General features: G+C 66.7%; 2 protein-coding genes. One reads left to right on the top strand and one right to left on the bottom strand.

All coding sequences use genetic code 11. The features are described from left to right. Positions 1-60 precede the first annotated feature (60 nt). Positions 61-600, top strand: a complete 540-nt coding sequence (locus ABWP09_RS13620; RefSeq protein WP_353205667.1) for a superoxide dismutase family protein — start codon at positions 61-63, stop codon at positions 598-600. A gap of 117 nt (positions 601-717) precedes the next feature. Here the strand turns inward: ABWP09_RS13620 and ABWP09_RS13615 are convergent, their stop codons facing one another. After that, positions 718-2,301, bottom strand: coding sequence for a spinster family MFS transporter (locus ABWP09_RS13615; RefSeq protein ID WP_353205666.1), 1,584 nt, complete (start codon positions 2,299-2,301; stop codon positions 718-720). Positions 2,302-2,543 lie beyond the last annotated feature (242 nt).

Raw genomic sequence — 2,543 nt, 5'->3', positions numbered from 1 at the left:
CGGTTGCGCGTTCGGGCTGATACGCGCAGCTAGTCGCGGCACGATCACAGGAGTTCCCCCATGCGTCGATTCGCTTTCGCAACGACCGTTCTGACGACGGCCCTCATGCTTTCGGCCTGCGACAAGGAGTCGGTGGCGACCGGCGCGCCGATCGCCAAGGGCGCACAGGCGGTCGCGATGCTGCGCACGCCCGATGGTGCCGATGTTGGCCGCGCGGTGGCAACCGAAGTGGCAGGCGGGCTTCGCGTCACGCTCGACGTACACGGCCTGACCCCGGGCACGCATGGCGCGCACGTCCATACCGTCGGGCATTGCGACGCACCCGATTTCCAGACGGCGGGCGGGCATTGGAACCCGCTGGGCGCAAAGCACGGGTCGATGAACCCGCAAGGCCCGCATGAGGGCGATTTGCCCAACCTCGTCATCGCCTCGAACGGGCATGGCACGATCGGGCTGGTCATTCCGGCGGCGACGATGGCCGGGCTGCTCGACGCCGACGGATCGGCGATCGTGGTGCATGACAAGGCCGACGATCTGATGACCGACCCGTCGGGCAATAGCGGCGCGCGGATTGCGTGCGGGGTGTTTGGGGCGAACTGACGCCTGAACCGTTCGCCCTGAGCCTGTCGAAGGGCCTGTGCCACACACACAGGTTTCGCCTGTGGCACCCTGTGCTTCGACAAGCTCAGCACGAACGGAGTTGTTAGCCCCGCGGCGCTAGATCGGCTCCCCCGCCGCCCGCGCGCGGGCTTCGCGATTGGCTTCGGCCTTGGGAACGAGGCGATACGCCGCGATGCCCGCCGCGATCGTGATCGGCGCGGTGAGCAGCAGCGACAGCACCCCGGTCGAGAGACTCCCGGTCAGCGTCGAGACGCGGCCGGCAATATATGGCCCCATCGCCAGCCCGAGCAGCGTCGTGCCGATGAAGAAGGCACCGGTCGCAGTGCCGCGCATCCGGGGCAGGACGAGATCCTGCATGGTCGCGCCAGCGGCCCCCAAAGCGGTGCTCGCGCAGGTGGCGGCGATCAACAGGCACGGTACGAAGACCACGACATCGGTGGCGCGGAAGGCGAGAATGATGAAGGGCAAGGGCACGATCGCGCCGAACAGGATGACCATGATCCGCCCCGAGGGGTGCCAGCGCCGCAAGCGATCGGCGATCACACCGCCGACCGTGACGCCGACAAAGCCGCCAAAGGCGAGCGTGCCGCCGATCGTGCCGCCAGCCTGCTGGATCGTGACGCCCAGGTTGCGCATCGCGAACGGCGCGGACCACAGGCTGACGCCGTAGGCCACAAACGCGTTGAGGCCGTAAGCGATGACGACCGCGATGAACGCCGGGTTGGCGATGACCAGCGTATAGGTCGGCAAATCGCGACGCTTGAGCGCGGTTGCCCAGGAGAAGACGGCATAGGCCCCCAGCCCGACCGCGGTCCATTGCGGCCACGGCTCGCCATAAGCGAGCAGGATCGCGATCACGCCCGAGACGATGCCGAGCGCGAGCAAATTGACGGCGAGCGCGCGCGGGCCGCCGCGCGCCGCGCCGATCAGCGTGAAGGGCGGCACGATCGTGAGCAGGTCAGCGAGCAGCGCCTTGAACGGTGCGGGGTGACGCTCGGGCTCGGGCAGGCCCTCGACCGCGCCGCGTATGGGTTCGCGCAAGGTGGCGACGAGCAGCGCGATCAGCAGCCCCGGCAGCCCGACCGCAATGAACGCGGCTTGCCAGCCATGCAGACCGAGCGGGCCGCCATCGGGATACGCCAGGTTCCAGCGATGGACGATCATCCCGGCGATGCTGAGCGAGACGCCGCCGCCGACGTAGAGGCCCGACGAATAAATGGCGAGCGCGGTCGCGCGCAGTTTCTTGGGGAAATAATCGGAGATCAGCGAATAGGCCGAGGGGCTTGCGGTCGCCTCCCCGATGCCGACGCCGATCCGCGCGCCGACCAGCATCCCGCCATTGCGGGCAAAGCCCGACAGCGCGGTCATGCTCGACCACAAAACCAGCCCGAGCGTCATCAACCGCACGCGGTTCCAATTATCGGCGAGCCGGCCCAGCGGAATCCCGAACAAGGAATAGAAGACGCCGAAGGCGGTGCCGTAGAGGAAGCCGAGATCCTCATCCTTCAAATGCAGGTCGCGTTTAATATCTTCGGCAAGGATCGAGATGATCTGACGATCGACGAAATTCAGGACATACACGACGAACAGAATGCCGAGGACATACCAGGCATAGCCGCTCGCGCGGGTTGGCGCAGCGACTGGCTGGGGGGCCGGTTGGGGAGCCTGGTCGGTCGCCATCACGCATTTCTCCCGGGGAAGTTTCTAGTCTCCTCCGAGACCTAGCAGAGCATACCCAAAATACGAAAGCGAATTTGCCGGGCGGGCAAGGCGCCTCAGTGCGGCCGGTCGTCCGGGATGCCGGGCGCGTCGGTATCGGTCAGGCTGATCGAGAAATAGCGCGACTGGTGGCGGGTCCGCGGACGTAGCCGACGGTTGCGCTGGATCACGAAGACCGTGGCAACCATAATCGGAATGGCGAC

This window comes from Sphingomonas sp. (assembly GCF_040398505.1).
In the GTDB taxonomy this organism is placed as follows: domain Bacteria; phylum Pseudomonadota; class Alphaproteobacteria; order Sphingomonadales; family Sphingomonadaceae; genus Sphingomonas.
Note: the sequence above shows the minus strand (reverse complement) of the source record. Positions and strands in the feature narration are given on the sequence as shown.

Coding starts and splice junctions, on each gene's coding strand:
- ABWP09_RS13620 (WP_353205667.1), top strand. CDS start 61: ATGCGTCGATTCGCTTTCGCAACGACCGTTCTGACGACGGCCCTCATG.
- ABWP09_RS13615 (WP_353205666.1), bottom strand. CDS start 2,301: ATGGCGACCGACCAGGCTCCCCAACCGGCCCCCCAGCCAGTCGCTGCG.